Here is a 24,172-nt window from a genome sequence, read left to right on the forward strand (position 1 = left end):
GAAAAAATTGGCGATGTTCAAGGGAAAGCTGCTACTTTGCACCAACTAGCAATAATCTATGCAAATCAAGGGGATGTAGAAAAGGCGATCGCATTTTATCAACAATCTCTCGAACTTGAGGAAAAAATTGGCGATGTTCAAGGGAAAGCTGCTACTTTCGCAATGCTAGGACAGTTGTTAGCAGCGCAGGGAGATTTTGACCAAGCTTTGAATTATTTACAGCAATCTTTGGAGATTTTACAGCATTTGCGATCGCCCGACGCGGAGACAGTGAGAGAAATTATTGCTACGGTTCAGCAGATGGCTGGGGATTGATGGAGGCACTTCGACTAAAGAAACCGGGTTTTTCGCAGTTTTTGGGTGGTGTATCGATGTTTTTGGAAAAAACCCGGTTTCTGGCCTGGAAATTACAAATAGTAGCGACGCACCTTACCATTTTCTATTGGTCAGGATTCACTACAAAGGTAGATACTGGACGCAGTTAACTAAATCTTCAGGTTCGTTAACCTTAGCAATAATTTCCAAGTCACGAATGCAATCACCCACAGTTACTTTTTGTTGATGGGCATAGATGACGCCAGCAAAATTGACTTCCTCCTGCTGGCGGTGGTTGGCTATGGCCAGAAAATCCTCGTCTTGTGTAAAAACAACGCGCTGAAGATCCATTGCGCGATCGAGTATAACCGTGTCTGGCACACCTTTTCTACCGTCGTCTTGAACTGTCAAAACATCTACGTCCCGAAACTGCAATCCCACCGTAATTGCCAAGTGGATATGTTCGTCCATATATAGCGCTATGCTCATTTAATTAGTCCTTGGGCGCGGAGTTTTTTAGCCGCTTGAGATTCGCCCGCTTCTAATCGCAACTTTTCAGCATACTCGAATCGGCGCTGCATATCGGCATCAAGCTCTTGTTTGTGATCCCAATAATAAGCGAAAGCAGAATGAATTTGGCTCATTGTCAAATAACGATGATTTAGGTGCAACTCGGCGGGACTCCACCCGTAAGCGATATGAGCTTGTACTAATTCAATCACTTTCATTGTGGTTCCGGCGATGATAGGCACATTCTTCTCATCTAATTCCACATATTTATATTCGGTTGCAGTTAGTGGCATAGTTTACCTCGTTCATGGATCTAGTTTAATTATATCGATCGCCTTCTACAGTTGACAGTTGACAGTTGACAGTTGACAGTTGACAGTTGACAGTTGACAGTTGACAGTTGACAGTTGACAGTTGACAGTTAACAGTTGACAGAGGTCGCGCGAGGTTTTACCCAGTTTCTGGCCACACCCAAAATCAAAGAAACCGGGTTTTTCGCAGTTTTTCCTTGGTGTATCGATGTTTTTGGAAAAAACCCGGTTTCTTGCCACGCATACAACCGAAGAAACCGGGTTTTTCGCAGCTTTTCGGTGGTGTATCGATATTCTGGGAAAAAACCCGGTTTCTGGCCACACCCTAAATCGCTAAAATAAAAAAAAGACCCAACCTGAAAGGCTATTATTATTGTGAGCGATTCAACCGTAGAGCAGATTTTGAAATTGGCCTCTCAGCGCGCCGATGCGGCTGAAGTATACTACCTGTCGAGTCAAGACACGCCGATCGAATTTGAAAACAATCGTCTCAAATCCCTACAAACCAAAGCACTGCAAGGCGTAGCACTCCGGCTGATTTACCAAGGCAAAATCGGTTTTGCTAGTTCCACAGACTTAACGCGGATAGACGATTTAGTAGATGCAGCGATTCAAACAGCCGAAATCGGCGACCCCGCAGAATTTGAACTCGCCTCCAGCTTCCACCTAAAAGGCCCGGAAACCACCTACACTCCGCCCACAACTCAAGAATTAGTCGAAAACGGCAAAAACCTGATCGAGCAAGTTCACGCCTACAATCCCGATATTATGGTAGATGTCGGCTTCCACGTCCGCAGCGGCCGCGTGAAAATTGCCACCACGCGAGATGTATATGCCGAAAGAAGCAGCCAAATAGTCAGCGGGACGATCGCGGGAAATTTGGTAAAGGGAGAAGACTTTATGCAAGCATACAGTTACGACGTGGCGCGCGATCGTCCCCTCGACACCAACAGCATCCTCCAATCACTCCTCGAAAAATACCGCCTCGCAGAACATTCAGCCACCATCACCAGCGGTTCCTACCCAGTATTATTTACCCCCAGAGCCGCCGCTAGCACCCTCGGTGGCTTGTTTGATACCATCCTTTCAGGCCAAGCAGTAGTTCAAAAAGCCTCTCCCCTAGCCGACAAAATCGGCGAAACTTTATTTGACGAACGCTTTACCTTTTTTGAAGACCCCGCTTTAGGCCCTTCTGCTTGTCCCTTTGACGACGAAGGTACGCCCACCACCCGCAAAGTCTTGATAGACAAAGGTACTGTCACGGGATTTTATTGGGATCGCAGGTGGGCCGCTCGCGCCGGTGTACAATCAACCGGCAACGGTTTTCGTGGCGGATTGTCTCGCCCAGGCCCTGATTTGACTAACTTTTGCATTTCCCCAGGAAATACCGCCACTCAAGACTTGATTGCTAGCATGGATGAAGGTCTAATAGTAGAGCAGGTTTTAGGTGCCGGTCAGTCCAATCAGTTAGCTGGCGAATTTTCTGTCAATTTGGACTTAGGCTATAAAGTAGAAAAAGGCAAAATTGTGGGTCGCGTCAAGAATACAATGGTGGCAGGCAGCATTTTTGAAGCGTTTAAAAATTTGGCAGATTTGAGTAGCGAAGCCGAATGGGTAGGCGGTGCAGCCTATTTGCCGAGTATGCTGTTTCAACATTTGGGTGTAGCTTCCAGGGAATAAGTTCAGTGCGGTTAATTTACTCGTTACCAGGCTCTGCCTGGTAATACAAATCATGAGGCTCTGCCTCGAATTTGGATGAAAGCTTGCGAGGCAAAGCCTCTGGACATGGGTTCCCAGGCAGAGCCTAGGAACCAGTTAACGTGCAAAACAAACATAGAAACAGTGTCGGCAATTCAACGCTTTGCTAATTCATGCAAATAGGTAAAAACAGGGAAAAATTTATAATGAAAGAGCAAAATGTCAAGGATGGAACTGGGAAGAAGAAAAAGAATTTTTTCTTTCTTTTACCTTTGGTTTTTTGCCTTTTAACTCTAGTGACTGGATGCGTTCAGTACGATGTCGGGGTTAACTTTGAGAGTCAAACTCGTGGCGAAATCGTGCAGCACATTAAACTGGGGGAAAGGTTGACGAGCTTCAGCAGCGAAACTGTTGCAGAATGGTTGAAAAGCGTAGAACGCCGGGTGAAGTTGCTGGACGGAAAAACTAAACGGGTTTCCCCCACAGAAGTTCTAGTGAGGATTCCTTTCAATAATGGAGCCGAGTTGCAAGACAAGTTCAACCAATTTTACAATCCGATCGCACCAACCACAAAATATCGGGTCGCAAGTCCGCTAGAAACAGATTTGCCGAAGTTTGAATCTCACCTTAGTGTCAAGCAGAATAATTTATTATTGGTGCTGCGAAATCGGTTGAGTTTGGAATTGGATTTGCGCTCTCTTTCACTGCTTTCTTCTAATGGCAGTCTGCTGCTGAGCCCAGGGGGACTTTTGGAGCTAGACTTTAGCTTGAACACGCCTTGGGGCGCCGAAAGTATTGAAACTGTCGCCGGTGCACTGGTTCCCGAAAGCTATCAGCAAGGAAAACAGTTAGTTTGGAAGCTGAAACCCGGAGAAGTTAACTATTTGGAGGCGATATTCTGGATTCCCAGTCCCGTAGGAATTGGGGCGCTGATTATTGCCTTATTTGTAGCCGCGGGCATTGCTTTGAAATATCAAATATTGCCCGCACTGGGAATCGGCAAGAAACCACAAAACATCGGGCAAACCTAAACAGGATATGTCCTGGAGGGGCGGGTTAACCAATATCTTCAATCAACTCTCAGAACTCCAATAAACCCGCCTCTCCCCGGATATTATGGTTAATTGACCCGATTTAATCTTATCAAAAAAAACTGAGAATATCTGTCAAAAAACAGTTGACAAATAGGAAATAATTTGCTTAACCTGAATTGAGAATTAGGAACAGAGAAAATGCGATCGCTAAATTTCTTCTTCATCTTTCTGATTTGCTTGGCTCTAGTATTATTCAGCATCGAAAATACACAGCCAGTCGCGATTCAAGTTATCGAAGGCGTCCAACTTAAAGCTCCGCTGTGCGTAGAACTAATTGTAGCGACCGGATTAGGGGCAACACTAGCGTGGCTGTTCAGTCTGTGGTCGAGAATGCAGCGAACCCTCGCGTTGCGCCAAGAGATGCGCCAAGTTCGCGAAAAAGAGCAGCGGATTCAGGAATTAGAACAAAATCTTGAACGCTATAAAGCCGAAGTAGAAGGCAAACAACCTTTGTTAGAAAGTGCAGAACCGATAAGTTTAGAAATAGCAACCATTGAGGACACAACTGCTGAAATAACCGCCAATTAACTTGATATGCTCTCTCGTTTTCCCAGAGGCAAAATCTAAAATCTAAAATCTAAAATCTAAAATCTAAAATCTAAAATCTAAAATCGAATGGCCGTTTCCCGAGACCAAGATGGCTTAGAAACGATTTCCGAGGGGATCGCAATTTTAATTGATCTAGCTGAACGGGGAGAAATTGATCCTTGGGACGTTAAGGTAATTGAAGTGTTCGATCGATGTCTGAGCAAGCTTACTAACGCCTGCGATGCTGATCAGAGTAAGGATTTCTCCGATTTGTCCCACTCCGGCCAAGCGTTTTTGTACGCTTCAATGCTGGTGTTGCTCAAAGCAGAAAGTATCGTCCTCTCCGAACCCCCCGCGAATCCCGACTCGGCCGACGAGCCGGCACTAGAAGACGCAGAGCACTCAGGCGGGCGACACTTGCCGCAGCATTTAGAGCGACAATTGCGCCGTCGCGGTGTAGCTCAACTACCGCAAAAACGCCCGGTGACTCTCCCAGAACTGATTGAGCAGTTGCAGCTAATGAAAGCAGCAATGGAGCAGCAGACAGTTACCCCCCGGCGCCGCCCTACCTCAAAAATGCGATCGCAAGCGGCCCAGGCTATCTTTGAGCTAGCTCACCAAGAAAATCTCGTAGAAACTGCTAGTGAACTCGAACAGTTTCTGGCTCAGCGGGGCGCGGAAATTGACGAGGGTTGGCTGGACTTGGACAAATTGCTAGAGCTCTGGCATCATAACGATTTGCACTCTCCTGTCAACCCAGAACACCCGGTATCGACTGGGGAAGTTCACTTGCCAAATCATGACCGCGTGGGTATTTTTTGGGCCTTGTTGCTGCTATCGGCTCAGTCTAAAGTAGAGTTGCTTCAAGAGGAGTTTTACCAAGACCTCAAAATCCGGGCGCTTTGAGCTGGCACGGTATTAGGTTATCCGGCGAAACTAATAACTATGCCACTGCGTCGGTTAAGATTCTAGGCAGAATATCGCTCTATGGCATTCTGTTGCTGAGCCCCGGATGCGGAGAGCGGGAGTGTGAAGTTATTGCTGGTTCCCGATACCTGGTTTCTTAAATCCAGGTTAATTCCGAATAAATGATTGATAGCCTGGTACGATGTCGCCTATAAACAGGTCAGGATTTTGCCGCGCTCGATCGATTCGATCGCAACCGCTAGCATCTAATTGTTGAGTTTATATCAATTAACAGAGGGTTGAGGAAGTTAAGAATGAAAGCGATGATTCTGGCGGCCGGTAAAGGCACTCGCGTCCGTCCTATTACTCAGACAATACCCAAACCGATGATTCCGATCCTGCAAAAGCCAGTGATGGAGTTTTTGGTTGAATTGCTCCGACAGCACGGATTTGACCAGATTATGGTCAATGTTTCCCACTTGGCAGATGTGATTGAAAACTACTTCCGCGACGGTCAAAAGTTTGGCGTACAAATTGCCTATTCTTTTGAAGGGCGAATTGAGGACGGAGAAATGATTGGAGAGGCTCTCGGTTCGGCTGGTGGCATGAAACGAATTCAGGACTTCTCGCCGTTTTTTGACGATACTTTTGTGGTGCTGTGCGGCGACGCTTTGATTGACTTGGACTTGACTGCTGCTGTGAAGTGGCACCGGGAAAAAGGGGCGATCGCTACTATTGTTATGAAATCGGTTCCCCGCGAGGAAGTTCCTAGTTATGGAGTGGTGGTAACAGACGAGTCTGGCAAAGTTAAAGCTTTCCAAGAAAAACCTTCTGTAGAGGAAGCTCTGAGTACCGACATTAACACTGGTATTTATATTTTTGAACCGGAAATATTCAAATACATCCCTTCGGGTCAGGAATACGATATCGGTTCGCAGTTATTCCCCGCGTTAGTAGCAGAAGGCGCGCCTTTTTACGGGATTAGCATGGACTTTGAGTGGGTGGATATCGGCAAAGTTCCTGACTATTGGCGGGCAATTCAGAGCGTGCTGCTGGGGCAAGTTAAAAATGTTTCGATTCCGGGAATTGAAGTACGCCCGGGCATTTACGCTGGTTTGAATGTAGCTGTCAACTGGGATAAGGTTGATATTACGGGGCCTGTTTACATTGGCGGGATGACGATCATTGAGGATGGAGCAAAAATTGTCGGCCCGACAATGATTGGCCCCAATTGTTGGCTTTGCAGTGGCGCCACTGTGGAAAACAGCGTGATTTTTGAGTATTCCCGTTTGGGCCCGGAGGTGCGGTTGGTTGACAAACTGGTGTTCGGGCGCTACTGCGTTGATAAAACCGGGGCTGCGATCGATTTGCAAGCGGCGGCTCTCGATTGGCTGATTACTGACGCTCGCCAAGTTTTACCGACTCAACACGGAGAAGAGCGGCGGGCGATATCTGAAATTCTCGGTAATGGTGGATAATTGGTAATTGCTAATTGGTAATTACTCAAGGTAAGGTGCGCTAGGCGCACCCTACTTTTACATTTATGATCTCAGCTTTTAATTCTGGTAATGTGCTTAGCTTGCACCCTACACTTCACGACTGAAGATAAGTATATTGGCTGAGACTCCGCTCGTAATTTTGCAGCAAAAGTTGGGCCTCGGAAAGAGTAATTTTATTTTGCTGCAAAGCTGCTTCTGTCTGACGGCGGATGCTTTCAACCAAATTTTCTGAATCGTACTGTACGTAGCTGAGGACTTCTTTCATAGTGTCTCCTTTCACAACGTGTTCGATATGATAGCCAGAAGGTGTTAGTTGAATATGAACTGCATTAGCATCGCCGAATAAGTTGTGAAGGTTGCCCATAATTTCTTGATAAGCACCTCCCAAAAATAGCGCCAAATAGTAAGGTTCTCCAGGTTTAAGAGTATGCAGTTCCAAAACCGACTTCACATCTCGCAAATCAATAAATTGGTCGATTTTGCCGTCGCTGTCGCAGGTTAGATCGGCTAAAATACCGCGTTGAGTTGGTTCTTCGTCGAGTCGGTTAATTGGCATAATTGGGAACAATTGGTTAATTGCCCAACTGTCCGGTACTGACTGGAAAACAGATAAGTTGATGTAATAAATGGACGCCATCACCTTTTCTAAGTCTTCCAAATCATCCGATACATATTCTTTTTGCCGCGCGATCGCCTGTATTTTATCGCAGCAAGCCCAGTACAACTGTTCGGTTTTCGCCCGTTCCGCAATTCCCAAATAGCCTAAGTTAAATAAACTGACTGCTTCTTCCTTAAATTGGATAGCATCGTGATAAACTTCTTGGTAATTTTCGGGACTGATAGATTGGTAAATTTCGTAGAGATTGCGCGGAATTTGGTGCGCGTTTTCATCTACTGGTTCTGGTACTTCTCTGGGGACATCGCTAGTACCGAGTACGTCAAAAACTAACACTGATTGGTGAGAAGCGATCGCCCGCCCGCTTTCGCTAATGATAATTGGGACCGGGATTTTGCGCTCGTCGCAGGCATCTTTCACTCCCGCTACTACGTCGTTAGCGTAGTTTTGCATATTGTAGTTTTTGGAAGCGTGGAAGTTTGTCTTAGACCCGTCGTAGTCAACGCCGAGTCCACCTCCTACGTCCAAGTAGTTCATATTAGCTCCCAATTTAGCTAATTCTACATAAATGTGGCTGGCTTCTCGAATGGCGTCTTTGATGACACTAATTGAGGAAATTTGAGAGCCGATGTGGAAGTGCAGTAACTGCAAACAATTGAGCATTCCAGCTTTTTCTAGTTCGCCGACTGCACGGATAATTTCAGGAATTGTCAAGCCAAATTTTGCCCGATCGCCCGTGGAACCTCCCCAGCGGCCAACGCCTGTGGTAGTGAGTTTTGCTCGCACTCCCAAAATCGGTTTAATTCCTAATGCTTTGCTGGCGGCGATTGCGAGTTCTACTTCCTCTATTTGCTCCAGCACAATTACGGAAGTTTGCCCTAGTCGCTGCGCCAAAATAGCAGTTTCGATGTATTCGCGGTCTTTGTAACCGTTGCAAATTAACAAAGCGCCTGGGTTTTTTAAGGTGGCCAAAGCTATCATTAATTCCGGTTTCGAGCCGGCTTCGAGCCCGAAGTGATGGGGTTGACCGAAACGCACCAAATCTTCTATTAATTGTCGGTGCTGGTTGCATTTTACTGGAAAGACACCGCGATAGACATTTTTGTAATTGTACCGAGCGATCGCTCTGGCAAAACAAGAATTTAAGCGCTCGATCCGGTCTTCCAAAATATCAGAAAATCGAATCAACAGTGGCAAAGCCAAATTTCGCTGTTTCAGGGATTCTACCAGTTCGCACAAGTCGAGGGAACCGCCGCGATCGCCCTTGGGAGAGACTGTAACGTGACCGGCGGCATTGATCGAAAAATACGGTTCGCCCCAACCTTGAATTCGGTAGAGTTTCTCACTATCTTCTATTGTCCAAGATGCTTGTGGCAGTTGAGCCGCCGTTACCAAAGCACTGTCTGGGGCTGCCAAACTCGTGGCTGTTGGCGAGTGAGTCGATAGCGGATCGAGATCGGAGAAAGCAGCGGTGGCTGGGGAACTCATCTTATTGGCAACCTCTTTTAGGAGTGGTCAAATAGATAGTTTATCGCACATATCGGGTTTCCTGATGCAGTTGAAAAATCACTTTGGGTACACAGGCGGGCGATTTTAGATTTTAGATTTAGATTTTAGATTTTAGATTTGACTCTATAGATGGATGAAAAGCAGGGATTGAACTAAAATCTCAACCGTAATTGCTCTGCTGGACTTATTTCTTCAAGCAAGTATCCGTATGCAGGTGAACTCGGAAACCGGGTTCCCGAGTTCACCTGCACCAAGAGAGTTGTCGGACGATCGATCGCCCGACACACACTAACCAAAAATCACCTCCGGCGGCGCCATGTCAGCCCCCATAATCATTCCCCCGTTATTAGACTTCTTCAAGCCCGGTTGAGGTGCTTTTTCTGGGGTCTTCTGAGCCGGTGCAACTGAGGCTGGCGGTGTCACCTGGGTGGGAGGTACTGCCTGTGCTCCTGGCACCACGGGTTGCTGTGACAGCCAACCCAAACCCCCTACAGCCCCAGCCATCAAAGCGGTGTAGCCGATGTACAAATGCACCGGACGCATTTGAAAACCTTCGCCTGAGTCGGAATCGGAAACAGACACATACATACTGGGAATTGGAGTCGGAGCCGGTTTGGGCAAAGCATTCGCCATAGCGCTGCCGTCTAGTCCCAAGGCGTCGCCAAGTCTGCGGATAAAACCTCTAACGTAAATATCTTGGGGCAGTTTGTCGATTTCCCCATTTTCGATCGATTCGATGTGGTGCAGCGGCACGAGAGTTTGACTGTGGAGTTGCTGCAGGGATAGGGAGCGAATTTGCCGTCCCTTACGCAATTCTCTACCCAACTCCTGCAGGCACTCTTCTCGCTGTTGAACGGCTAAAGCTGCTTCTTCTTCCTTTGTGAGTTTTTTCGGCTTTTTGGAAAAACCGAACCCTGGGAAGGATTTTCCGGGGACGGTGACAGTTGCAGGTGGAGCCGACTCGACTTTAATTTCGTCTTGGGGCGCTTGTTTGCTGTCTTCAGAAGTGTTAGTGTCTCGATCGGAAGTTTCAGTGTCGGACTCGGTTTGGGGCGGCGCTTCCACACTAGCGCTGCGCCAATAGAAGACAGGAACACCTACTGGTGGCTCCAATTCTTGAATTTCTGTCACCGTCTCAATGACGGGACTTACAGCAGTAACACTCTCTTGGGGTACTGGCGGTTCAATTTTGTTTTGTTTGGGAAATCGATCAAATGCGAGCTTGACGGCTTCTCTGCTAACTGCTCTAATTAAAATTTCGGCAGCGGAGGCTGCTTCGCCCAACATTGTTTGCAGGCTAGCTAGAGCGTGGCTATAGGTGTCGCTACAGAGGAGTTCAGTTTCTATTTGACCTAGGACAGAACGAAAACTTTCTTGAGAAATTTCAATAGTTGGGTGATCTGTCACCCCAAAATAAGCCTCGGGTTTCAGTGCCATGATATTCATGTTGTCTTGGTAGAAGGTATCTGAGTACGTTCTTCGACAGGTTGGCAGTGATTCCGGATGTCGGTTGGGGGAGAGTGGGAGAGTGGGGCATCGGGCATCGGGCATCGGGCATCGGGCATCGGGCATCGGGCATCGGGCATCGGGCATCGGGCATCGGGCATCGGGCTTTCCAGGGCATTAGTAGGCCGTCACAAATAACCAATAACGCATAACCAATAACGCATAACCAATAACCAATAACTAATAACCAATTCCCACTCATGCCCCATGCCCTGCACAGGCCAATTCCCTGGGAAGGCTCATGCCCCATGCCCCATGCCCCATGCCCAATTCCCCAGGACTACTGTTTGTGGATGCGATCGAGCAACCAAAGAGCCCCGAAAATCCCGACAAAATGGGCAACAGTGGCGTGAGTATTGGCGAGTACCACAAATATATCTAGGGGCTGAATAAATCGACCCACATCAACTGCGGCACCGAACAAGGCTTGCGGCTGAGCTAGAGATTTGGCTAAAAGCGTGCCGCTGATGGCTTCTGCGCCGATCAGCGTCAGCACCATTCCTGACAAGTTGCTCATCAGTGACAGGCGCACCTCTTTGATGGTGTCTGCTTTTTTGGGGCGGACAGCGTTACCGGGCGATCGCAGTTCTCTCGACAAGCGGGTGAAGCGGAAAGAGCGATATATGCTGTAAGCGAGGACGGCTAGCCCGCAAATGGCAAAAAATACGCCCCCGCCGGTGCCGGCACTGGTTGAACCCGCACCGGCGGTAGCCCTGGGGAGGGCGAAGGGGATGGCAAAGAGCAAAATGATCGCCGCTACCACCCCTAGCACTAACTGTACCCAGAAGCAAACCCAGCCTGTTGTACGAAGGGCAAAGGCTACTCGCTGTACGGCGACAGGAAGCTTATCGTTATCTAACTGATTAGTCATATTTTGAGCGGGTATAATTAATTGGCATTAGTTGGCAGCAGTTTTTTCTCTTCGGGGACGGTTGACGGCGGTTAACCCTCTTTATAATAGAAGTAGCAATGTTTAAGATTTGTAACTAACATTGGATTTCACATTTGAATAGCGTCGATCGCCAGGTACCCAAAGCAATGACACAACTACAACCCACCGTCACTCCCAAACTGGAACAGCCAAAGTTTGGCTTCAACAGCTACGCGGAACGCCTTAACGGTCGAGCCGCGATGATCGGTTTTTCTCTAACTTTAATTATCGAGTATGTCACAGGCCAGGGCTTGCTGTCCTGGTTGGGTCTCAACTAATTTTAGCAATGGCGCGGTCAGCCTTACACTTTGTCTTGACTCTTCCGGCAGCGGGTGTGACTTCTGCTGACCGCGACAAATTCGGGAATTGATTAAAATATTAATTAGAAACAAGCCCAGCGACTTCTCTGCCGAGAGAGTTCTGTTCCCGAATGCAATAGCTGGCTTTTGGAGGTATATATGGGGTGGAATTTTGATTTGACAAGCTTGGCAATTTTGCCTCGCTCCCGTACAATTCCCCACAGGCGAGAAGATTAATTTAGGTGAAGCTAGTCTTTGAGCTAGAAATCCCGATCGTTCCGCCAACTCTAAGTTTTAGAGCTTGTAAATAAATATAGAACAGAGTAAAACCAAATGAATGCTTCGTGGACGCGACTTTTGAGGTCAGCTTACCGTAAAGAGCCAATTACCAGCTTTGTTGTGACAGTGGGCGTTGTCGATGCAGCCATCGGCAGCATCGGTGCGAGTGGCTCTTTATTGGCTTTTGGGCTTGGCACCGCTGGGGTGGCGATGGCTCTCCGCTGGTGGCAATTTTACCGATCTGGAGCCGAACAACCCGCACCTGCTCCCGAATACTATCTTCCTCCTCAGTCTTCTAGACCTCAGTTACCGGTGCTTAATGTGTCTAAAAAAAATCCTCCTTATTAAGATTACTGGGCAATGGTGACTGGGCGATGTGCCGATCGACTCCCTGGATCTGAGGCACTAAAAGATAGGGCAACAAAGTCTTTCGATCTTGGATGCTTGGTTTATGAATATTTCTGTTGCCGAGAAACTGTACAAAATTGGCTCTGTAGCTGCCTGTAGTGGTTTGTCGGTGAAAACTGTTCGTTACTATGAGGAGATGGGCTTGCTGTCTCCTGCGGTAAAGCGATCGCCCGCTGGTTATCGCTTGTTTGGCGAAACGGTATTTAATAGGTTGGCGTTTATTAAACGCTCTCAGGCTCTGGGTTTGAGCCTTCAGGAGATTAAGGATATTTTACAGGTTCGCGATCGGGGAGAGTTGCCTTGCTCGGAAGCGAAGCAGCATCTAACGGCTAAAGTAGAGGAAATTTCGGTGCAAATTGCAGCCTTAGAAACTTTGAAGGGGGAGTTGCTAGGCATTCTCAACTGCTGGCAAGAGCAACCCTCCGAGGCGAGCATTACTAGCACGATTTGTCCGAACATTCAGCGGGATTGAGCAGCGGAAAGATACAAAAAAAGGGAAGGAATTATGGGTTTCCTTCCCTTGATGGTTTTGTGGGTGGTTTTGTTGATGGTTTTGTCGATCGTGTTGAGCTTTTAACTGTTTTCGCAGAGTTTGCTGTTGCTTTTTGAGTTGCCGAGCCCTGGCTGAGCCGCCTTTACCTTTGGAGTTTCTACCCTCGCTGCGAGGAGACTCCCAACTTTTTAGTCTCATGTTTTTACTTGTTTGCACTACTTCTATAATACACCGTCAGATTTTCACTGTCAAGTATTTTTTAGAGCGATGTTTCGTAGTATCAACTGTTGACTGATGGGGATTTGCTACAGACATAGCGATGGTGCGCCCATTGCCTACGGCTGGTTACGCCTACAGGCTTTTTGACAATTTGGGACGTAAGGGCGATCGCATGATTTAATCATACTTGTATGCTCAGTAATTAATGAGTGGAATTAATCGCCAAATCACCCTTGACAGCAGGCACATTGCTTAACACTTGCCAGACACACCACAAATGAGAAGACTGCTTAATAAAGGACGTGCTGCTCATATTTTTAACGATGAGGCTACTATGAATCAGGTAGCTCAAGCCATAATAGAAGATGGAGAATTTACAGGTACGATTCGGGGCTACGATCGTTATGGTATGTTTTTTGCTGAATCAATAGGTTATAGAGTTGACCGGGATGGTAGCCGTCTTTTACTTTATTACAAAGAGATAAAAGTTGATGCAGAAAACCGATACCACGTTACGCCTCGAAGCCGATTTAGTGAAGAATAACTGGGAATTTACAGAGGTATGGATCGATCCAAATCTTTCACCGCCTTATCTGCTTTTGTTACTAAGTGACGCTGAGGGAAATTGTCGGATATACGATCCGGCTGAGGGTTATAAGGTTGTGTTTTCTAGTCAGAGTTATGATGAGGCGCAGTATTGGCTTTTAGATGATGAATATGAACCCGTAGAAGGGCGGCTGAGAGTGTCGGAGTTAGTTTGAATAATTCATTTAGGGGCGATTCCCTACGGGATAGCTGCGCTTCACGGGTTTTTTGACAATTTGGGACGTAAGGGCGATCTCGCTATTTCATTACGATCGCGATCTACCCCTACAAGCTACAAAAACTCATCTACTGGGAAACCCGGTTATTCTCACTTATAAATTAGCTATAAACTCATCAGGTGTGACCTTTGCTTGCTTTAGAACACCGCTGAGAGTACCAATTTTTAACTCGCGGTGGAGTGGCACAACGCAAACAATTTCTCCGTCTGGAAGAGGCTTTTTAAGGACAACGTGGCTACCCGTTTGTCTGGCTTGATAAAAGTCTAAACGCTCTAGTACGCGAATTACTTCTAGGCTTGATATTCTGGGCAACCTAGGCATAGCTAACCTCTATGCTAGTTACAAACCTGGGAGTGATTTCGTCGGGTAAAGGACACTCTTCGAGATAGAGCTTTGTAGCTTCTTTGAGATTGGCGATCGCTTGTTCTATGGTTTCGCCTTGGTCAATTGTGCCGACTTCTGGACATTCGGCAATGTACATATCTTCTTCTTTGTAAATGATGACTGTGAAGCTTTTAGTTTTCATTATATTTTTGCTTTCAGCATCAGAGGTTGCTTAGTTTCTATTTCCTAGTTTATCTTGGATGTAATTTTTTTGCAAGTACAGGGGAAGAGGCACGATCGCACTTTGTGACAAATTGGGATGTAAGGGCGATCGCCTTTCCATAAAAACAGTTTTTTGATTAGATAATCATCAGGTTAGCTTTAACAGTGAGAAATTTATCTATATAGCTTTGAGAGGAAATTTTGATTTTTTTTAGCTCCAATATTTTAATGCTTTATCGTATGCTTTCATTACTATTTCAGAATTGCTATGTAGCGAAAGATGCCGGGTCCGGGTATAGCACTCACATGAAAAAATATAATTGATTGAGTAGCCTTCTCGTAGGTCTTTCGCAATCCCTAATTTCCCACATTCAGGGCAGGTAGCCCAATAATGGTTCTCTGAGTGATATATAAAATCTCCTTCAACATGACCCGTGATATAGTAAAAAAGAACTGAGTATACCTCGGCACCCCCTGCAACAAAGGCATTTGAGTATGCCCAGTCTTCAGAAATAGGCCAAGCGAATCCACCCTGGTCTAAGTATACTCGGTCGCCAGTTTTATAAGCTAATTGTTCACATTTCCACTTTGCATCCTCTTCGCGTGCAATTTTTGCATTAGGCTTAATCTCGACCCATAAAGCTAAATCAACTATCCAAAAATCAGGTATATATTGCTTTCCATCTGGAAGCTCAAACATCTGTGGTTCGTACTCCCATTTCACTCCTAGCTCATCCCAGAAGACGGCCCATTGAGCCTCTAACTTAGATCTGAATGTCTCCCCGTTGTATCTAGTTCGTCTTGCTTCTATATCTCTAGCCATCTTGTATTCCCCTTCGTATTCTATAGGACTGCTATTTTCTATCCTGTCTCTATTGAACTAATTTCCCTAAAGAGAGGGTAGTTTTCCATACTACAATTAGTTTATAATTACCCAAGTTAGTTCAGTTAGCTTTACTCTATTGAGATGATAACATCTAAAATGACAATAATCGCAATCAGGTTTACCAGTACCTTATCGATCACAAATTAGACTATCACCACCTTTTGCATAGCACTCTTGTATCATTTTTTGCCTTTGGTTCTCAAATTGTTCAACCCTTTGCATTTCATCTTCAAATGTCCCAACTTGTGAATTTTCCAAGGAAATAATTCCCGAATCAATAGCCCCCCATCCAATAATTCCCATCAATATTATTCCCAATATAAAAACCAAACCAGCTCCTGAATCTTTGGGATCGTTTGAAATCATCCATAACATTAAGACTAAATGACCTAAAATACCTGATGATAAACTTCCATAAGGGACAAAAAGTAGGAAGAAGTTTAGAGCTATATAAGCTATGCAAACCTTTACTAGAACCTTATATTTTTTAGGCTGTTGAGATAATGGATCTGAATATTTTAAGGGATCTTTATTACTCATTAGGCAGTTGAGCAAGTAAAAAAATAAAAAAAATCCCAGTATTCCTACTATCATTCCGACTAAAATATACCCAGCCATTACATATTCTAAACCAGGAAAGCCTGAAAATATCCACTTACCAAGCGCTCTTTCCATAAGTATTTTTAATTGATGATTAGCATAAATTATTTCCTAAATGCTAAACTTTGTCAAGCCATATAAAGTCATATTTAGTAGGAACTTTCTCTTAATAACCAAGCCATAAAAAGTCACATTTAGGTGGTCAACTTTGAAAAAGTTATGCCTACTTAGGTTATAATTAGCTCAAACACTCGCATCTGACTAACCGATGGACGTTGAAGAAGCTTTAGAATTTGTAGACCATCTAGCTGTGACTACTACGGGAAAACATTTAGATAGTCTGCAAAAAGCTATATTACGTGGCACTTGGGAGAATCAGAAATATAAAGAAATTGCACAGGATCACAACCGTTCAGAGAAATACGTTAAAGAGGTTGGCTTTAAATTATGGAAACTTATGTCAGTTGCATTAGGCCAGGAACAAGTATCTAAAGCAAATTTTAGAGCAAAGCTCGAAAATTTACAAGTTTCCAATGTCTCACTCGTCGGGAATGGCTGTATTCATATTCGTAACATCTCCGCAGATACTTTTTACTCCCCAAAAGCCTCACAATCTGAACCGCAAGACAAGAATAAATTTAACAAAAAAACAAGCAATTCCGAACGGAAAATACATTTAGATTTAGCTGATGCACCAGAACCCAACCTATTCTATAACCGCACCCCCCAACTCTCCATCCTCGAAAACTGGATTTTAGGCCGCACCCGCCTCATCACCATTTTAGGCTTATCCGGTATTGGCAAAACCGCGCTTACTCTCCAACTAATCCCACAAATTCAACACGAATTCGATTACATCATCTGGCGAAGTCTCCGCAACTCTCCACCCCTGGCATCACTCCAAACCGACTTAATTAAATCCTGTAGGGGCGCTGTCCCCGTGCCCGCCCCCTATCCCGAAGAAAGGGCAACCACGGGGGGATTGCCCCTACTAGAATATTTACGATCGCACCGCTGTCTCATCATCCTCGATGATATCCAAACCATCTTCAGCAGCCAACAACTCGCAGGAAATTACCAACCTGGATATGAAAATTACGGCGCATTCTTTAAACAAATAGCAGAATCATCCCACAACAGTTGCTTAATCCTCCTGAGTTGGGAAAAACCCAGAGAAATCGCCACCTTAGAAAGCGAAAACCGCCCCTGCAAATCTCTGCAACTCAACGGTTTAGGGGCGGAAGCACAAGAAATATTCAAAGAAAAAGGTTTAGCAGAACCGGACAAATGGTCAGAACTAATCGATATTTACCGAGGCAATCCCCTATGGTTAAATATAGTTGCAACTATGATTCAAGACTTATTCAGCGGTAGCGTTTCCGAATTCCTCTCCTATGATACCCTATTCTTAGGTGACTTAGAATCTCTTCTGCACCAGCAGTGCGATCGCCTAACCGCATCCGAACAACAGGCTATGGGTTGGCTAGCAAGTACCCCCGAACCTGCCGACATCTCAAAAATACCAGAAAACCTGCAATTATCACCGCCCGAACTCTTGAAAGTTATGCAATCTTTAGGACGACGGTCATTAGTTGAAACAGTACAACAAAATGGGCGATCGCACTTTACGATCGCGCCAGTAATCAGAGAGTATATAACAAACAAAAAATGAAAATCGTCACCTGGAACGTCAACTCAATCCGCACCCGCATAGAACACGTTACTAGCTGGCTGCAAACAAACTCCCCAGACGTTCTCTGCCTCCAAGAAACCAAAGTCACAGACAAAGACTTCCCCCTAGAACCCTTCACCAACCTCGGCTATAACTGCTACATTTCCGGTCAAAAATCCTACAACGGTGTCGCCATTTTTAGCCGATCGCCCCTAACGCAAATCAGCAGCGGATTTGCCCCCCTTCTCGGCGACGAAACCACAGGTATTTTTGACGAACAAAAACGCCTAATAGCCGGGGTTATAGACGATATTTGCATTATTTGCGTATACGTTCCCAACGGTTCCGAAGTTGGCAGCGAGAAATATGAATACAAGCTAAAGTGGCTCAAACTGCTGCAAGAATACCTCAAAATAGCACTAGATAAATCCCCCAACTTGTGCATTTGTGGCGACTTCAACATCGTCCCGGACGATCGAGATATCCACAATCCCAAAGCCAATGCTAACTCCGTCGGCTTGTCTGTCGCCGAGCGCCTCGCACTAACAGAAATAATAGAATTAGGATTAAACGACCCCTTTCGCAAATTCACATCAGAAGGCGGCCATTATAGCTGGTGGGACTACCGCGCCGCCGCATTTCCCCGCAACAACGGCTGGAGAATCGACCACCATTATCTCAGCCCTCCCCTGTACGAACAAGCAAAAAACTGTACAATAGACATTGCTCCCAGAAAATTAATCAAACCCAGCGACCACGCCCCCGTAATTGTCGAAATTTGATTTATAAGTTATAAGGTTAATAACAATTGACATCTTGCCCCATTCTCCATAAGCCTTGGATGGGCGGGCAGGATGCCCACCCCACAGGAAAATTCAATCTTTGTGGAATAGGCATCTTGCCTGTTCTTGAGAAAAGTGCAATATGTAAGTAACAACCAACAACTAAAAATCATGTTCTTAGTAACCGGAGCAACAGGCGCACTAGGCCGCCGAATTGTACGAGAAATCCGACAGCAAGAAAAGCCTGTCCGCGCATTCGTTCGCCTCGCATCTCGCTACTCAGAACTAGAAAACCGAGGCGCCGAGATTTTTATCGGCGACTTAAAACAAGACAAAGATATTAAAAAAGCCTGCCAAGGAGTGCAGTACATCATCAGCAGCCACGGCACCGGCGGCGACGTTCAAGCAGTACACTACCGCGCTAACATAGAATTAATCGACTGCGCCAAAGAAGCCGGAGTGCAGCACTTTGTCTTTATTTCGGTACTGGGAGTCGATCGCGGATACGAAGATTCCGCAGTATTCAAAGCCAAGCGAGAAGTTGAAAAATACCTGCAAAACAGTGGCTTGAATTATACAATCTTGCGGCCTGCTGGTTTTGCTTCCAGCTTGTTACCACTAGCAGAAAGATTTCGAGAAACCGGACTTTACCTGCTGATTGGCGACGGCAAAAACCGCACCTCTGTTGTCAGTACCGACGACTTAGCAAAGATTGCCGCAGACTCGCCAACAGTCGAAGGTGCCCGCAACCAAATTCTGCGAGTCGGTGGCCCGGATGTGCTGACAAGAGACGACATTCCCCGCATTTTTGCACGCTTATTTAAGCGCGAACCGATAGTAATCAACCCGCCGCTGATGGTGTTTGACGGTTTGAGAAATGCCTTGGGTTTATTGAATCCTCAAGCTCAAAAAGACTTAGGAACTTTGCGGGTATTGCTGGGTAACGAGTATTTCTGCACTCCCGAAGAAGTGCAAAATTTGGAATCAATCTACGGGATGAGAATGGAATCCTTAGAAATGTTTCTGCGACGCAATTTGAGCGTTTAAAGTGCTAGTAATTCTCGTTACCAGGCTCTGCCTGGTAATGAAAATTCGGAGGCTCTGCCTCCAAATTGTTGTCTCATTTTAATGGAGGCAGAGCCTCCCGATATGCGTTCCCAGGCAGAGCCTGGGAACGAGCAAATGTAGCCCCAAATCGCAACGGGAAACCCGTTAAGCAGAAATATGTACGGGTTGAGCACCAATATAGCTCGTAACTGCGATCGGCGGAGAAGTCGGCTTAGCAATCAAATAACCTTGAACAAAAGTTGCTCCCCGTTCTCGTACCCACTCAAACTCCTCCAAAGTTTCCACACCTTCAGCAACAGTTTTAATTTCTAATTGAGCAGCAATTTCTAACATCTTTTCGGTAATGAGTGCCTTATAATAATCTTGATGGACGTTGCGAATCAATTGCATATCCAACTTAATAAAATCTGGACGCAGTTGGTGCATCAAATTTAAATTAGAAGAACCGCTGCCGAAATCGTCCAGGGCAATTAAAAATCCCGCCTCTCGGTAAAACCTCAGAATATTAATCAAGTGATCGACATCAGGAGGGTGCTGAGATTCTGCTACTTCAAAAACAATATTACTGTGAGGAATTCCCGCTTCATCAATAGCCTGTACAGTTCTTCGCAGACACGTAGCGGGATCGTAAACCGAAGTGGGAGAAAAATTAATAAAAAGTAGTTCTTTGATATCGTAAACATGGGCTTCGCGGATAGCGCGAGTCCGGGCTAAAACATCTAGTTGAAAAATCAGGCCTGCTGATTCTGCTTGGGCAAAAATCCGACCCGGATAAATTAAGTTTCCTTGCTCGTCAATTCCTCGGAGCAGGGCTTCGTGGGCAAAAATTTTAGAAGTATCTGAGGTATAAACAATGGGCTGAAAATGTGTAGTAATGCGTTCTTCGGACAATAAATCTAACAGCCAATCAGAGTTACTCAAATTAATAAAATAGTCTAAGGAAGTGCTGCGATAAAAATCGCTAAGTTTGGGCTGTTCAACTTCGCGCATCCACAAAACTTTTGTCTCTTTCAACTCTTGAGTTGTCAGCACCGATGATGCGAGGGCGTTAAACTTTTCTTTTGCTATTCCCTCAAGCATAATGTACAAACACTTGCTCTCTTCTAACAGCCGGAATTCAAATTCAGCCTTGGTTAGTGCAGAAATAACCTTGGTCAGCGTGTGCGATACTGGAAACCACAGGTATAAGCCTCCGCTGTTCTCTATTTTTGCGGTTACTGTTTCGCAGCGAGAGCAGGAGCCGAAGGCTTTGCCACTTCTTTGCATTGGAATCTCCTCCGGTTTCTGGGTGACTTTAGAACAATTAGCAATAAATTATTATTATAAGCTCATTCAGCTATTGATACATCTATCTCAAGATGTAAATCTTAAGGAACTTGTATTTAAGAATTATTGCAGTATTTATACTGACCTCCGGTTTCAAACCTTGGTCAAAGTTCTCAGTATTGAGCAAGTACCTGTGATCAAACACTGTCCTAAATAATCACAGAGGGAGAAGGCAAAGACTTGTTCACTACTCTCTACTGCTGCTCTGATTGTTTACGTTTTATTCTATAATTCCCTCTGCCAAAACAGTCGCTACAGTAGATTTTTTAGCAAAGGTAAATTAACAGGACAAGGAGCTAGACTAATTTACGGCCACCACAAATATAGACAGGCGGACGATCGCCCAAAACAAACTCACTTGCTGCGGAATATCCAATTTAATTTTATAATCGGGATGACAGGATTTGAATTAGGCTTTCTCGCTTATTTTACCACTTTCCGCCATCCTAGCTCATATCCTCGCTCAATCTAGGGAACCCGTTCTGCGTCTGAGCGAAAACTGAGTGACCTGCTGTATGGTGTACAGGATAAGCAGACTCAGTAAGATGGACAATTGAGCGAAAGATGAGCAAAAAATCTAACTCAGTCACGACAATCACCACCGCGGACTACCCTTCAAATGGACTTATTCGGGCAAAGCATTGAAGCAATAATCAATGGTAGGTTAACTCCCGCCTACCTCTACTATAGCAATCCTTGCAGGAGTCGTAAACTTTTTACCTCACCCCAACCCTCCTCTTATCAAGGGGAGGGAGTAAGAAATTCACAAATGATGCGAGGATTGCTATAGACTACTTATTGTTAGCAAACAACTAACAAACGCTAACAACTTCGGTTATGCTATCGTTAGCCACATCTCACCACACCCGACAATGGCATCAAAAGAAGATTTATTTGCCGAAGCCGCCAAACAGTGGGATTGAGAAAGGCTGTACCAAGCTTTTGCAGAAGCTAAACGGCAAATCTCTCCCCGATCGCGAAGGGGACTAACAGAAACAGAAAAACTCTACCTCAGAGGATGGCTTTCCGGTTGCAGTCCCGCCGAAATCGCTCGCCAACTGTTTCAGAGTTCCAAAAGTGCAGAGGTTTATTTATGTAAAACTTTATACCAATATGTTAAAAAACTCGCAGATCTACCTAACGAACCTGTAGGAAATTGGCGCAATATTTGCGATCGGCTACAGGAAGCCGGATAGAAAACTCAGTCTTCTCCTGAATTTAAAATAAATAATTCTGTACCGACAGAAGCATTAATTAATAAAGATAGTTAATATAGGTTGGCTTGAACAAAGTACCATATCGATGGATATCAACATTCAGTTAACATTCCCCTCAACTTCAGAAACTGCAAAAACAGAAGATTTGGATAAAAACGGTTAGATGGGCGATCGCACTTGGGGACAGAAAGGGCGATCGCCCCTCCACTGAGAGACAAAAATGTTAATAATCTTATAGCTGATAGTTTGAGAAGGAACTTTTTGATAAAATATCAAAATTAAAACTGCCTCACCCGCTTCGATTTTACCAAAAACAATCAAATTAGTCAAATTTATGTCTCGATTAAGTATCAGATCGAACAACAAAGCTCTGGGCTTTGTGCTGGGTTTATTAATTTTTGTCATTTTCATTCCCGGATGTTGGGCTTTAACAACTAATATTGCTCCCACAGCAGCACGGCAAGTAGATAACAAAGTAGCTGTGCGTGCAGATGTAAAAAATACGTCAAATTCTCGATCTTCTTTAGGAGTTGGGCTTAGTGGTATTGCTGACTACTCAACACAGTTACCCTTTTTAGATGCTTTCAAATCTTCTAGACAATGGATAACTCAATGTGTCAGCGGACAACCAAACTGTAAAGGTGAATGGGATACAGACGAGTATAATCTTTTAAACCTTGATGAAAATGGGTGGGTGAAGTCTCTCCCATCCCCCGAAGATGCTCCTAAATATACTAGGGTAAGTACGCTATTACTTAGGGAAATCCCCAATCGCTATCCTTCAGGGCAATATATTGTTACTTATGAGGGTGAAGGTGCGATCGAATATAGCTTTGATGCCAAAAAAGATGAGGCTGCGTCGAAACCCGGAAGGGATATCATTAATGTAGATGCCACACAAGGCGGAGGCATAATGATTATAATTACCGCTACCGATCCCAAGAAAACAGGGAACTATATCCGCAATATTAAAGTTGTCCGTTCCCAAGATGAACAGCTTTATCAAAGCGGTGAAATATTTAATCCGCTGTTTATAGACAAGATTAAAAAATTTAGAGTCTTGCGTTTTATGGACTGGATGGCGACAAATGGTTCTGAACAAAAAGACTGGTCAAACCGACCTAAACCCGAGAGTGTATCTTATGCTTACAGAGGAAATGTTCCCATAGAAGTTATGGTGAATTTATCTAATAAAGTCCAAGAAGAACCTTGGTTTAATATGCCGCATCAGGCTACGGATGAATATATGACTAACTTTGCTAAAATGGTAAAAGATAGTTTAGATCCAAAGCTGAAAGTTTATGTAGAGTATTCTAATGAGGTTTGGAATTGGTCATTTTCACAGTCGCATTATGCTTTAAAACAAGGTAAAGCCAGGTGGGGAGATAAAGGCGATGCTTTTATGCAATGGCACGGAATGCGTACTGCTCAAATGTGCGATATCTGGAAAAGCGTCTTTGGGGATCAAAAGAATCGAGTTGTATGCGTGTTAGGAACTCAAAGAGCTTGGAGAGAGTTAGGAAATTATGCTTTAGATTGTCCCTATTGGGTAGCTGAGGGCAATAAACCTTGTTATCAACACGGTATTGATGCCTATGCTATAGCTGGATATTTTAGTGGCAACTTGGGCGGGAAAGAAAGTGTCAGCACAGTCGAATCTTGGTTGAATGACGCAGATGGCGGATTTGGTAAAGCTTTTAAGCAATTAAAAGAGGGCGGGTTACTGCCGGGGTTCAAAGATAGTTTGCCCGATGTGGATAATGACTTTAAGTATTTCTTAGATGTGGCTCAAAAAAAAGGTCTCAAGTTATTTGTTTACGAGGGGGGTCAACATATTGTAGGTATTCAAGGAGTTGAGAATAACGAAAAACTGAGCAAGTTTTTTATGGAATTAAATAGGCGTCCAGAAATGTATGATATGTACACCCAATTACTGAATAGTTGGAAACAAGCTGGAGGCAGTCTTTTTATGCACTTTGTGGATGTGAGTTCATTTAGTAAGTGGGGAAGTTGGGGGGCTTTGGAGTATGTGGAACAAAAGGGTTCGCCTAAGTATGATGCTTTGATGGATTTTATTGATAAGAATCCTTGCTGGTGGGATGGCTGTGCTGTGGAGGGATGATGAGGAAT

28 protein-coding genes are annotated in these 24,172 nt (G+C 44.9%); 17 read left to right on the forward strand and 11 right to left on the reverse strand.

Annotated elements, in window-relative coordinates; translation table 11 throughout:
* A partial coding sequence (locus QUA43_RS23690) for a tetratricopeptide repeat protein (protein WP_333376949.1) occupies window positions 1–315 on the forward strand: 315 nt, incomplete at its 5' end.
* A gap of 141 nt (window positions 316–456) precedes the next feature.
* On the opposite strand, the gene QUA43_RS23695 is transcribed toward QUA43_RS23690, so the two are convergent.
* On the reverse strand, window positions 457–804 hold the full coding sequence (locus QUA43_RS23695; RefSeq protein WP_333376950.1) for a DUF5615 family PIN-like protein: 348 nt from the start codon (window positions 802–804) through the stop codon (window positions 457–459).
* A complete protein-coding gene (locus QUA43_RS23700; protein WP_333376952.1) occupies window positions 801–1,118 on the reverse strand; it encodes a DUF433 domain-containing protein in 318 nt (105 codons plus the stop codon). Before QUA43_RS23700 ends, QUA43_RS23695 begins: the two co-directional genes overlap by 4 nt.
* Window positions 1,119–1,511: 393 nt before the next feature.
* Here QUA43_RS23700 and QUA43_RS23705 point away from each other — a divergent pair, with 393 nt between their 5' ends.
* The 5 genes from QUA43_RS23705 to QUA43_RS23725 all read left to right on the forward strand — a co-directional run bounded on the left by QUA43_RS23705 (window position 1,512) and on the right by QUA43_RS23725 (window position 6,840).
* Window positions 1,512–2,816, forward strand: coding sequence for a metallopeptidase TldD-related protein (locus QUA43_RS23705; RefSeq protein WP_333376954.1), 1,305 nt, complete (start codon window positions 1,512–1,514; stop codon window positions 2,814–2,816).
* 224 nt (window positions 2,817–3,040) lie between these two features.
* Window positions 3,041–3,865 (forward strand): DUF3153 domain-containing protein, encoded by an 825-nt coding sequence (locus QUA43_RS23710; RefSeq protein ID WP_333376956.1) that lies wholly within the window; start codon window positions 3,041–3,043, stop codon window positions 3,863–3,865.
* A gap of 201 nt (window positions 3,866–4,066) precedes the next feature.
* Window positions 4,067–4,456: a lipopolysaccharide assembly protein LapA domain-containing protein gene (locus tag QUA43_RS23715; protein WP_333376958.1), complete on the forward strand. Its 390-nt coding sequence runs from the start codon at window positions 4,067–4,069 to the stop codon at window positions 4,454–4,456.
* An 87-nt stretch (window positions 4,457–4,543) separates the two neighbouring features.
* Window positions 4,544–5,362 carry a ScpA family protein gene (locus tag QUA43_RS23720; protein ID WP_333376960.1) on the forward strand — a complete coding sequence of 273 codons (819 nt, stop codon included), beginning with the start codon at window positions 4,544–4,546 and terminating at the stop codon, window positions 5,360–5,362.
* Between the two features lie 314 nt (window positions 5,363–5,676).
* On the forward strand, window positions 5,677–6,840 hold the full coding sequence (locus tag QUA43_RS23725; RefSeq protein WP_333376961.1) for an NDP-sugar synthase: 1,164 nt from the start codon (window positions 5,677–5,679) through the stop codon (window positions 6,838–6,840).
* A gap of 115 nt (window positions 6,841–6,955) precedes the next feature.
* Here QUA43_RS23725 and speA read toward each other — a convergent pair whose 3' ends face one another.
* Window positions 6,956–8,965 (reverse strand): biosynthetic arginine decarboxylase, encoded by a 2,010-nt coding sequence (gene speA / locus QUA43_RS23730; RefSeq protein WP_333376963.1) that lies wholly within the window; start codon window positions 8,963–8,965, stop codon window positions 6,956–6,958.
* A gap of 309 nt (window positions 8,966–9,274) precedes the next feature.
* Entirely contained in the window at window positions 9,275–10,423 is a 1,149-nt protein-coding gene (locus QUA43_RS23735) for a helix-turn-helix domain-containing protein (protein ID WP_333376965.1), read from the reverse strand.
* A 66-nt stretch (window positions 10,424–10,489) separates the two neighbouring features.
* Here QUA43_RS23735 and QUA43_RS23740 point away from each other — a divergent pair, with 66 nt between their 5' ends.
* Entirely contained in the window at window positions 10,490–10,630 is a 141-nt protein-coding gene (locus QUA43_RS23740; protein WP_333376967.1) for a hypothetical protein, read from the forward strand.
* 142 nt (window positions 10,631–10,772) lie between these two features.
* Here the strand turns inward: QUA43_RS23740 and QUA43_RS23745 are convergent, their stop codons facing one another.
* Complete coding sequence (locus QUA43_RS23745; RefSeq protein ID WP_333156527.1) at window positions 10,773–11,363, reverse strand: DUF3611 family protein; 591 nt, start codon at window positions 11,361–11,363, stop codon at window positions 10,773–10,775.
* Window positions 11,364–11,530: 167 nt separating this feature from the next.
* Here QUA43_RS23745 and QUA43_RS23750 point away from each other — a divergent pair, with 167 nt between their 5' ends.
* The 5 genes from QUA43_RS23750 (at window position 11,531) to QUA43_RS23765 (ending at window position 13,882) form a co-directional block, all read left to right on the forward strand.
* Window positions 11,531–11,701, forward strand: coding sequence for a hypothetical protein (locus tag QUA43_RS23750; RefSeq protein ID WP_172186391.1), 171 nt, complete (start codon window positions 11,531–11,533; stop codon window positions 11,699–11,701).
* Window positions 11,702–12,055: 354 nt separating this feature from the next.
* On the forward strand, window positions 12,056–12,349 hold the full coding sequence (locus tag QUA43_RS23755; RefSeq protein ID WP_190663686.1) for a hypothetical protein: 294 nt from the start codon (window positions 12,056–12,058) through the stop codon (window positions 12,347–12,349).
* A 103-nt stretch (window positions 12,350–12,452) separates the two neighbouring features.
* Complete coding sequence (locus QUA43_RS23760) at window positions 12,453–12,881, forward strand: heavy metal-responsive transcriptional regulator (RefSeq protein ID WP_333376969.1); 429 nt, start codon at window positions 12,453–12,455, stop codon at window positions 12,879–12,881.
* 517 nt (window positions 12,882–13,398) lie between these two features.
* Window positions 13,399–13,665: a DUF6972 family protein gene (locus QUA43_RS30955; protein WP_445301998.1), complete on the forward strand. Its 267-nt coding sequence runs from the start codon at window positions 13,399–13,401 to the stop codon at window positions 13,663–13,665.
* Window positions 13,613–13,882: a hypothetical protein gene (locus QUA43_RS23765; RefSeq protein WP_333376971.1), complete on the forward strand. Its 270-nt coding sequence runs from the start codon at window positions 13,613–13,615 to the stop codon at window positions 13,880–13,882. Before QUA43_RS30955 ends, QUA43_RS23765 begins: the two co-directional genes overlap by 53 nt.
* 156 nt (window positions 13,883–14,038) lie before the next feature.
* Here QUA43_RS23765 and QUA43_RS23770 read toward each other — a convergent pair whose 3' ends face one another.
* The 4 genes from QUA43_RS23770 to QUA43_RS23785 form a co-directional block, all read right to left on the reverse strand.
* Window positions 14,039–14,266, reverse strand: a complete 228-nt coding sequence (locus tag QUA43_RS23770; protein WP_015174173.1) for a type II toxin-antitoxin system HicA family toxin — start codon at window positions 14,264–14,266, stop codon at window positions 14,039–14,041.
* Entirely contained in the window at window positions 14,259–14,471 is a 213-nt protein-coding gene (locus QUA43_RS23775) for a type II toxin-antitoxin system HicB family antitoxin (RefSeq protein WP_333376973.1), read from the reverse strand. The genes QUA43_RS23770 and QUA43_RS23775 overlap by 8 nt, the downstream gene beginning before the upstream one ends.
* A 231-nt stretch (window positions 14,472–14,702) precedes the next feature.
* Window positions 14,703–15,314, reverse strand: a complete 612-nt coding sequence (locus QUA43_RS23780; protein WP_333376975.1) for a hypothetical protein — start codon at window positions 15,312–15,314, stop codon at window positions 14,703–14,705.
* A gap of 192 nt (window positions 15,315–15,506) precedes the next feature.
* A complete protein-coding gene (locus tag QUA43_RS23785) occupies window positions 15,507–16,052 on the reverse strand; it encodes a hypothetical protein (protein ID WP_333376976.1) in 546 nt (181 codons plus the stop codon).
* Window positions 16,053–16,245: 193 nt separating this feature from the next.
* On the opposite strand from QUA43_RS23785, the gene QUA43_RS23790 reads away from it, so the two are divergent.
* From QUA43_RS23790 to QUA43_RS23800, 3 genes are all read left to right on the forward strand, one after another.
* Window positions 16,246–17,649: an NB-ARC domain-containing protein gene (locus QUA43_RS23790; RefSeq protein WP_333376978.1), complete on the forward strand. Its 1,404-nt coding sequence runs from the start codon at window positions 16,246–16,248 to the stop codon at window positions 17,647–17,649.
* A complete protein-coding gene (gene xth, locus QUA43_RS23795; RefSeq protein ID WP_333376980.1) occupies window positions 17,646–18,431 on the forward strand; it encodes an exodeoxyribonuclease III in 786 nt (261 codons plus the stop codon). Before QUA43_RS23790 ends, xth begins: the two co-directional genes overlap by 4 nt.
* Before the next feature lie 171 nt (window positions 18,432–18,602).
* Window positions 18,603–19,478, forward strand: coding sequence for an SDR family oxidoreductase (locus QUA43_RS23800; protein ID WP_333376982.1), 876 nt, complete (start codon window positions 18,603–18,605; stop codon window positions 19,476–19,478).
* A 165-nt stretch (window positions 19,479–19,643) separates the two neighbouring features.
* Here QUA43_RS23800 and QUA43_RS23805 read toward each other — a convergent pair whose 3' ends face one another.
* Window positions 19,644–20,765, reverse strand: a complete 1,122-nt coding sequence (locus QUA43_RS23805) for an EAL domain-containing protein (RefSeq protein ID WP_333376984.1) — start codon at window positions 20,763–20,765, stop codon at window positions 19,644–19,646.
* A gap of 897 nt (window positions 20,766–21,662) precedes the next feature.
* Here QUA43_RS23805 and QUA43_RS23810 point away from each other — a divergent pair.
* Window positions 21,663–21,815 carry a hypothetical protein gene (locus QUA43_RS23810; protein ID WP_333376986.1) on the forward strand — a complete coding sequence of 51 codons (153 nt, stop codon included), beginning with the start codon at window positions 21,663–21,665 and terminating at the stop codon, window positions 21,813–21,815.
* Window positions 21,816–22,201: 386 nt separating this feature from the next.
* Here QUA43_RS23810 and QUA43_RS23815 read toward each other — a convergent pair whose 3' ends face one another.
* Window positions 22,202–22,372: a hypothetical protein gene (locus tag QUA43_RS23815; protein WP_333376988.1), complete on the reverse strand. Its 171-nt coding sequence runs from the start codon at window positions 22,370–22,372 to the stop codon at window positions 22,202–22,204.
* Between the two features lie 4 nt (window positions 22,373–22,376).
* Here QUA43_RS23815 and QUA43_RS23820 point away from each other — a divergent pair, with 4 nt between their 5' ends.
* The gene (locus QUA43_RS23820) at window positions 22,377–24,164 is read left to right on the forward strand and encodes a cellulose-binding protein (RefSeq protein WP_333376990.1); all 1,788 of its coding nucleotides are present in this window, start codon (window positions 22,377–22,379) and stop codon (window positions 24,162–24,164) included.
* The last annotated feature ends 8 nt before the right edge of the window (window positions 24,165–24,172 follow it).

This window comes from Microcoleus sp. N9_B4, assembly GCF_036701635.1.
Lineage (GTDB): Bacteria > Cyanobacteriota > Cyanobacteriia > Cyanobacteriales > Microcoleaceae > Microcoleus.

Coding starts and splice junctions, on each gene's coding strand:
- QUA43_RS23800 (WP_333376982.1), top strand. CDS start 18,603: ATGTTCTTAGTAACCGGAGCAACAGGCGCACTAGGCCGCCGAATTGTA.
- QUA43_RS23765 (WP_333376971.1), top strand. CDS start 13,613: ATGCAGAAAACCGATACCACGTTACGCCTCGAAGCCGATTTAGTGAAG.
- QUA43_RS23810 (WP_333376986.1), top strand. CDS start 21,663: ATGCTATCGTTAGCCACATCTCACCACACCCGACAATGGCATCAAAAG.
- QUA43_RS23775 (WP_333376973.1), bottom strand. CDS start 14,471: ATGAAAACTAAAAGCTTCACAGTCATCATTTACAAAGAAGAAGATATG.
- QUA43_RS30955 (WP_445301998.1), top strand. CDS start 13,399: ATGAGAAGACTGCTTAATAAAGGACGTGCTGCTCATATTTTTAACGAT.
- QUA43_RS23720 (WP_333376960.1), top strand. CDS start 4,544: ATGGCCGTTTCCCGAGACCAAGATGGCTTAGAAACGATTTCCGAGGGG.
- QUA43_RS23820 (WP_333376990.1), top strand. CDS start 22,377: ATGTCTCGATTAAGTATCAGATCGAACAACAAAGCTCTGGGCTTTGTG.
- QUA43_RS23715 (WP_333376958.1), top strand. CDS start 4,067: ATGCGATCGCTAAATTTCTTCTTCATCTTTCTGATTTGCTTGGCTCTA.
- QUA43_RS23785 (WP_333376976.1), bottom strand. CDS start 16,052: ATGGAAAGAGCGCTTGGTAAGTGGATATTTTCAGGCTTTCCTGGTTTA.
- QUA43_RS23710 (WP_333376956.1), top strand. CDS start 3,041: ATGAAAGAGCAAAATGTCAAGGATGGAACTGGGAAGAAGAAAAAGAAT.
- QUA43_RS23745 (WP_333156527.1), bottom strand. CDS start 11,363: ATGACTAATCAGTTAGATAACGATAAGCTTCCTGTCGCCGTACAGCGA.
- QUA43_RS23760 (WP_333376969.1), top strand. CDS start 12,453: ATGAATATTTCTGTTGCCGAGAAACTGTACAAAATTGGCTCTGTAGCT.
- QUA43_RS23695 (WP_333376950.1), bottom strand. CDS start 804: ATGAGCATAGCGCTATATATGGACGAACATATCCACTTGGCAATTACG.
- xth (WP_333376980.1), top strand. CDS start 17,646: ATGAAAATCGTCACCTGGAACGTCAACTCAATCCGCACCCGCATAGAA.
- QUA43_RS23805 (WP_333376984.1), bottom strand. CDS start 20,765: ATGCAAAGAAGTGGCAAAGCCTTCGGCTCCTGCTCTCGCTGCGAAACA.
- QUA43_RS23750 (WP_172186391.1), top strand. CDS start 11,531: ATGACACAACTACAACCCACCGTCACTCCCAAACTGGAACAGCCAAAG.
- QUA43_RS23735 (WP_333376965.1), bottom strand. CDS start 10,423: ATGGCACTGAAACCCGAGGCTTATTTTGGGGTGACAGATCACCCAACT.
- QUA43_RS23725 (WP_333376961.1), top strand. CDS start 5,677: ATGAAAGCGATGATTCTGGCGGCCGGTAAAGGCACTCGCGTCCGTCCT.
- QUA43_RS23790 (WP_333376978.1), top strand. CDS start 16,246: ATGGACGTTGAAGAAGCTTTAGAATTTGTAGACCATCTAGCTGTGACT.
- speA (WP_333376963.1), bottom strand. CDS start 8,965: ATGAGTTCCCCAGCCACCGCTGCTTTCTCCGATCTCGATCCGCTATCG.
- QUA43_RS23740 (WP_333376967.1), top strand. CDS start 10,490: ATGTCGGTTGGGGGAGAGTGGGAGAGTGGGGCATCGGGCATCGGGCAT.
- QUA43_RS23700 (WP_333376952.1), bottom strand. CDS start 1,118: ATGCCACTAACTGCAACCGAATATAAATATGTGGAATTAGATGAGAAG.
- QUA43_RS23755 (WP_190663686.1), top strand. CDS start 12,056: ATGAATGCTTCGTGGACGCGACTTTTGAGGTCAGCTTACCGTAAAGAG.
- QUA43_RS23770 (WP_015174173.1), bottom strand. CDS start 14,266: ATGCCTAGGTTGCCCAGAATATCAAGCCTAGAAGTAATTCGCGTACTA.
- QUA43_RS23780 (WP_333376975.1), bottom strand. CDS start 15,314: ATGGCTAGAGATATAGAAGCAAGACGAACTAGATACAACGGGGAGACA.